This window comes from Microbacterium sp. C448 (genome assembly GCF_000582705.2).
Taxonomy (GTDB): Bacteria; Actinomycetota; Actinomycetes; order Actinomycetales; family Microbacteriaceae; genus Microbacterium; species Microbacterium lacus_A.
This window is the reverse complement of record NZ_HG779804.1, coordinates 1-6277: the sequence shown is the minus strand read 5'-3', so window position 1 is coordinate 6277 and position 6277 is coordinate 1. Positions and strand designations below refer to the sequence as shown.

Genomic DNA, 6277 nt, shown 5'->3' with positions numbered 1-6277 from the left:
AGGAGCGGCACAAAACCTGGAGCGCTTCAGGTGCCGGTTGGGCTGATTCTTGGTCGGCGTAGCAGGCGTCCTCGACCTCGATGGGAGTGCGCATGTCGAGCTCGCCGTGGAGGCGCTGGTTGTTCCACCACCACACCCACTCGAGTGTCGCCAACTCGACCTGCTCAAGGGTCCGCCAGTGTCCGCGTTGCCGAATGAGCTCGGGCGTGCTATAGAACTGACGGAGGTTGTTGACAGCCGGGTCTTCCAGTTGGGAGGAAGACTTCATGACATCAACTCTGTCCGCGTCTGCGTTGCGAGCTATCGAGCGACGGGCCAATCACAAGCTCGCCGTCCTGCGTCACGTCGAGGAAGTCAGCGGGAACGTCGCGGCGAGCTGCCGCTACTTCGGCGTGAGCCGGCAGGCGTACTACGCCTGGCTCAAACGCTACGGGGCGGAAGGCTTCGAGGGGTTGAAGGACCGCTCCAGCGCCCCGCACCACTCACCGACCGCGACGGACGCGGAAGTCGTGGAGAAGATCCTCTGGCTGCGTCAGCAGTATCACTTCGGCCCGGCGAAGATCACGATGTATCTGAAGCGGTACCACGACGTCACCGTCAGCGCGTCCGGTGTCTGGCGGATCCTGAAGAAGCTCGGCCTGAACCGCCTCCCAGCATCGCAGCGATACAAACGCACGGAGACCCGCTGGAAACGCTACGAGAAGCAACGCCTTCCCCGTCATCGGAGAGGTCGCCCCGACCGCCGAGATCCTGGAGTTGTTGCACGGCTGACCCGGTCGGTCACCCCGGCAGGCCGCGCATCCAGTCCGGGAACGCGGAATCGGCGAGGGGCGGTGGGACGGGCGTTTCGTCGGGGGTCGGCCCGAGGCCTTTGATCAGCAATTCCAGGTGCCGCCGGGCGAGTTCGGGCCCGAATCCCGGGGTGCTCGTCGCCACCCGGCTGATCGTGTGCGTCAGGATCGGAATGTCGGTCGCCGCGAAGTCGGCGCGCACGGTTCCCTCGCGCTTGGCGCGCTCGACGATCCCCGTCAGCAACGGCTCCACCTCGGCACGCAGCCGCGCGGCATCCTGTTCGATGTCGCGGAACAAGAACTCCTGGAAGGCTCTGCTACGCGACTGGAGTTCGACGAAGGCACGCAGCACCGACGTCAGCGCCTCGTGACCTGAGGGGGCACTGCTGCACCGTTCGATCATCGCGACGGACTCGGCGACGCGCTCGGCGAAGAGAGCGTCGACGAGCGCAGCTTTCGAGCCGAAAGCGCGGTAAACGGTGCCCACGCCGACCCCCGCGGCGGCGGCGACCGCCTCGATCGACGCCCCCAACCCGTCACGGGCGAAGATCGTCTCGGCGACGCTCAGAACCGTCTCGCGGTTGCGTGCGGCATCCTTCCGGAGCGGGCGGACGACGTCGGTCTCGGGCATTTCGCCAGTCTACGCGGGGCGAATCCGCGAAACGGAATCATTCATTCCGTTTATCGTGTATCGTTCCTCTCCAGCGGTCCGCACCGCTCATGATCCGCGAGGAGGCGGCTATGACAACTTTCAGACAGCGACTCACCCGCGTCATGGATGGCCGGAGCCGCAAGGGCGCCGAGCTCGGTCCGTACGCCGTGGAGATCGAGAAGGATCTCCGGGTCCCGATGGATGACGGCATCGAACTGCTCGCGGACCTCTACCGACCGATCGGAGCAGACGGCTCGCTCCCGACGATCGTCATCCGTGGACCGTACGGGCGCAGCGGATCGCTGGGTGGTGCGGCACGTGTCCTCGCATACGAGGGATTCACCGTCCTGTTCGTCAGTTCGCGCGGCACGTGGGGTTCTCCGGGGGTGTTCCAGCCGCAGGTGGACGAGCAGCGCGACGGCATCGCGACCCACCGCTGGACGCGCGCCCAGCCATGGTTCACGGGGAGGCTCGCGACCTTCGGCGAAAGTTACATGGGCTACACGCAGTGGGCGGTCGCGGGAAAGATGCAACGCGACGAGCCGGAGAACGCCCCGGAGGCGTACGTGCTACAGATCACGATGGCCGACTTCGGTGCGATCACCTGGAACAACGGTGCGTTCGCCCTGCGGAATTCGCTCGGGTGGACCCGGATGATGGATCGGATGGATCGCGGAGGCCTCGCGCTCCTCGGCATGCTCTTTCCCGACCCGAAGCTCGAGAAGGCGTTCGATGTCCTGCCGCTGAGCGCCGGCGACTCGGCGGCGATTGGCCGTCAGATCAGCTGGTACCAGGATTGGGTCCGGCACGAAGACCTGGGCGACGAGTACTGGACGAAGCAGTCCCACACCGGTTCGGTGCCCGACGTGACCGCGCCCGTGTTCATGCTCACGGGCTGGTACGACATCTTCACGCCTTGGCAGCTGCGCACGTACCGTCAGCTCGTCGAGGCGGGCAATGCGCCGTTCCTCACGATCGGTCCCTGGGGTCATATCTCTTCCGGGAAGGCGGCGCCCGCGCATCGCGACAGCGTCGCGTTCCTGAAGAGTGTCTTCGCCGACGAGCCGTGGGACAGGCCCGCGCCCGTCCGTGCCTTTCAGACGGGAACGGATGTCTGGCACGATCTGCCCGAGTGGCCGCCACCCGCGGTCACGTCGCAGTCCTGGCTCCTCGGAGCGGAGGGCACCGTCGGCCAGAATGCCGTCCCGCCCGGGTCCACGCGCTACACGTACGATCCCGACGAGCCCACGCCCGCCGTCGGCGGTCCGAGCCTGCTCCCCGACACCGATCCCGTCGACAACGCCGAGCACGAGAAGCGCTCGGACGTCGTGACCTTCCGTTCGAGCGCGCTAAGTACACCGCTCGAGCTTGCGGGGGAGCCCGTCGCACACATCCGGGTCCGATCGAGCGCGCCGAGTTTCGACGTCTTCGTGCGGATCACGGATGTCGGGCCCGACGGTCGCTCCATGACCGTCTGCGATGGAGTTCGGCGCATCGGCTCGGTGGGCACGCGCGCCACAGATCCTGACGCCGATGCCGACGGCTTCCGTGAGGTGTCGCTGCCGCTCTGGCCGACGTTCCACCATTTCGCCGCGGGACATCGCCTGGGCATTCAGATCAGTTCCGGCGCGCACCCGCGGTACGCGCGCAACCCGGGCACGGGTGAGGCGGCGTTCGACGCGGTATCGACGATCGTCGCCCAGCAGGAGGTCGCGCACGGCGGGCTGCAGGGCAGCCGAATCGATCTGCCGGTGTGGTCGCGCTGATCGCGGCTCGACCAGCGTCTACGGGGTTGCGTCGCCGCCCGATGCGGCCCAGCGATCGCGCAGCGCGAACGCGGCGGCCTTCGGTTTGCGATCGCGCGTGAAGACACCCTTCTTGTTGCCACCGACACGGTGAGTGCTCGGCCCCGTCGCAAAATCTGCGAAGTTCCATACGTGTTCGCCGACGATCGACGGAATGCGATCGAAGACGCGATGGTACATCCGCAGGAGGTCGGCCTGGTACTCCTCGCTCCACGGTTCGTTCGTCGCTGAGTGCATGCCCGCTATGGAATCCGCGCCGTACTCTGCCATGACGATGGGTTTGTCGTAGGCCGCTGCCCAGGCCGTCAGATCCTTCTCGAGGCGAACCTCGGCCGCCGCGAGGTCCCCGGTGAACACGTACCAGCCGTAGTAGCGGTTGAGGCAGAGCACGTCGAACAGGTCGGCGAGCCGATCCGTCTCGTGGCTGGCCAGGGCGACGTTCGAGTAGGTGATGGGCCTGCTGGGGTCGAGCCGGCGAGCCAGCTCCACGAGCGGTTCGAAGTACTCTCGTGCGCCGTCGACCCCCGAGTCGGGCTCGTTCGCCAGGCTCCACATCACGACGGACGGGTGATTCTTATCCCGCGCGATCAGCTCTTCGATGGCGTTCTCATGGCTCGTGCGCGTGGCGTCGCCGTAGCCATCCGGACCGAATGTGGGTCGTGAGCGCTGTCCGAAGACGCCGCCGCCGACCGCCATGTTCAGACCGACCGCGGCGGTCTCGTCAACGACGACGATCCCGTGCCGATCCGCGTAGTCGATGACGTCTTCTGCATAGGGGTAGTGCGAGGTACGGAAGGAGTTGGCGCCGATCCACCGCATGAGCTCGAAGTCGTGCACCATGAAAGCGTCGTCGTGACCACGTCCCCGGACGGGTGCGTCCTCGTGCTTGCCGAAGCCCGTGAACGAGAAAGGTACATCGTTGATGAGGAACTGCGTACCGCGCACCGCGACGGTACGAATGCCGAAGGGCTGCTCATAGACATCGACGATGTCGCCGTCCCCATTGCGGGCTTCGACGTCCAGTCGATAGAGGTAGCCGTCGCCGGGTGCCCACAGGTGCGGGTGTTCGACGACAACGCTGCCGCGGGCTCCCTCACCGGTCGCCACCACGCGGTCGTCCGCATCACGAACATTGACGACGACGTCGGCGGCCGCATCGTCGACGACGACGTCGTAGTCGACGATCGCCCGGGGGCCGATCGATCGCGTCGTGACGGTCACGTCGCGAACCCGATCACGCGGAACACGCAGAAGCCAGACGGACCGGTTCAGCCCCGCGTAATTCGCGAAGTCATGCTGGAACGTCTGGCGACGCCTCCCGTCCGGACCCGTAACGACTTCGCCCGGGGGGATGCTGGCGCGGGTGAGTTCGTTGTTCACCGCGATCGTGACACGCACCTCCGTACCGGCGTTGGCGTGTGCCGTGATATCCACTTCGAAGGGTGTGTACCCGCCGACGTGGGATCCCACCAGCTCGTCTCCGACATAGACCGACGCCTCGTGGGTCGCGGCATCCATGCGCAGGATGATGGCCGAATCCGTCCATGACTCGGGCACCCGCAGGCGGCGCTGGTAATACACCCAGCCCACGTGGGACGCGACGGCGGTATCCATGAAGAGATCGTTGTAGCTGGCAGGAACGGGAACCTCGCGCAGGCCGGGCAGACGCGAGGTCCACCATCGCGCATCCTGCGCGCTGCCGTCGTCGATGGCGAACCGCCAGAGTCCATCCAGCTTGTTGGCTTCGCGTGTCGCCGTAGCGATGGGTTTCAGCATGTCGTCTCTCCTCGAGGTCAGGTCTTAGTGATCGAACTCGGCGAGCACCATCGTGTCGCCGAGCAGTTCTTCGTCATCGGCGAGTTCGGGGACGACGAGCGCGACCAGTGCACGGCGGGCTTCGCTCCGAACGCGAGACCGCGCAGAGTCGATTGCCGCGCTTGCCGCATCGCTCGGAAGTCTGCTCGCCAGAGTTCCCTCTACCCAGTACGAAAGCACGCGCGCCGCGCCCGTGCCTCGCCGGCCCGCGGCCCGCTCGGCCCGGAGAACCGGAGCTATCCGCGCTCGCAACTTCCCGACCCCGTCCCGCCCGATGCGAGTCAACGCGTCCGCCATCGCCCTGTTGTGGAACCGGGACAGGAGCGCCGATCGATAGGCGTCGAGGTCGAGGTCCACGGAGGAGGGCAGATTGCGCGCAGCTTCGTTCCAGAACTCCTCGAGTCCTGCGGTGATGAGCTGATCCGTCATGGCATCCGCAACGGTCGTGTGTCTCCTCAGCAAGCCCGCGTAGGCGAGGAACGAGTGCGCGCCGTTCAGGAGCCACAGTTTACGAAGCTCGAACGGCTCGATATCCGTCACGAACTTCGCGCCGACGGCATCCCAGGACGGGCGGCCGGCGGGGAAGTCGCCGGAGAGCAGCCAGCTGGAGAACGGCTCGGCCACGACCGCGGCGTCGTCGGCGAAGCCGGTGAGCTCGGCGACACGTATTGGCACACTCGGATCGATCTGCGGGGTGATGCGGTCGACGGATGTCGAGACGTACGTGACATCGGTCGAAAGGTAGGGGATGAGCTCAGGAAAGGTGCGCTCCGCGGCGTGGTGGAGGGCATCGCGCAGCACAGTACCGTTCGCGGGCAGATTGTCACAGGGGACGAGAGCGATCGGCGGAGCGCCCGCGAGGCGCCGTCGTTCCAGACCGAGCAGCAGGCGCGCGAGGGGTGTCCTGAGGGTCGGAAGGGCGTCGGTGTCACGCGGCAGGGATATCGCCGTCAACAGTGCGAGGTCATCGCCGATCTCGATCGTGTCGTGCCCGTCACCGGCCACGGGCAGTCGGTAGCCGGCCTCCGTGATGGTGAGCGTGGCGATGGCGGTTTCGGGTGCCTCGAACTGCTGCACGAACGTCGCCGTATCGCGCCCGTCGACCGCTGAGCGGATGCTCCCGACGATCTCGGCCTCGTCGTCCTCGTCCGAACGGGTCAGAAGCGTGTAGAGACCGTCCTGGCGCTCGAGGGCGGTCGCGATATCAGGTCCGC

General features: G+C 66.4%; 6 protein-coding genes. 2 read left to right on the top strand and 4 right to left on the bottom strand.

The annotated features are described in order from the left end of the window. A partial coding sequence (locus MIC448_RS16760; protein WP_036301519.1) for an IS3 family transposase occupies positions 1-268 on the bottom strand: 268 nt, incomplete at its 3' end. Between MIC448_RS16760 and MIC448_RS16755 the strand changes: the two genes are divergently transcribed. After that, positions 267-875 (top strand): helix-turn-helix domain-containing protein, encoded by a 609-nt coding sequence (locus MIC448_RS16755; protein ID WP_198517829.1) that lies wholly within the window; start codon positions 267-269, stop codon positions 873-875. The genes MIC448_RS16760 and MIC448_RS16755 overlap by 2 nt on opposite strands. On the opposite strand, the gene MIC448_RS14830 is transcribed toward MIC448_RS16755, so the two are convergent. Next, entirely contained in the window at positions 781-1422 is a 642-nt protein-coding gene (locus MIC448_RS14830; protein WP_051514124.1) for a TetR/AcrR family transcriptional regulator, read from the bottom strand. The genes MIC448_RS16755 and MIC448_RS14830 overlap by 95 nt on opposite strands. A 110-nt stretch (positions 1423-1532) precedes the next feature. Here MIC448_RS14830 and MIC448_RS14825 point away from each other — a divergent pair, with 110 nt between their 5' ends. Continuing rightward, positions 1533-3209, top strand: coding sequence for a CocE/NonD family hydrolase (locus tag MIC448_RS14825; RefSeq protein ID WP_036301516.1), 1677 nt, complete (start codon positions 1533-1535; stop codon positions 3207-3209). Between the two features lie 18 nt (positions 3210-3227). Here MIC448_RS14825 and uidA read toward each other — a convergent pair whose 3' ends face one another. Further along, a complete protein-coding gene (gene uidA, locus MIC448_RS14820) occupies positions 3228-5024 on the bottom strand; it encodes a beta-glucuronidase (RefSeq protein WP_036301513.1) in 1797 nt (598 codons plus the stop codon). A 24-nt stretch (positions 5025-5048) separates the two neighbouring features. After that, positions 5049-6277 (bottom strand): mannitol dehydrogenase family protein (locus tag MIC448_RS14815; RefSeq protein ID WP_036301510.1); only part of this gene is annotated, 1229 nt, incomplete at its 5' end.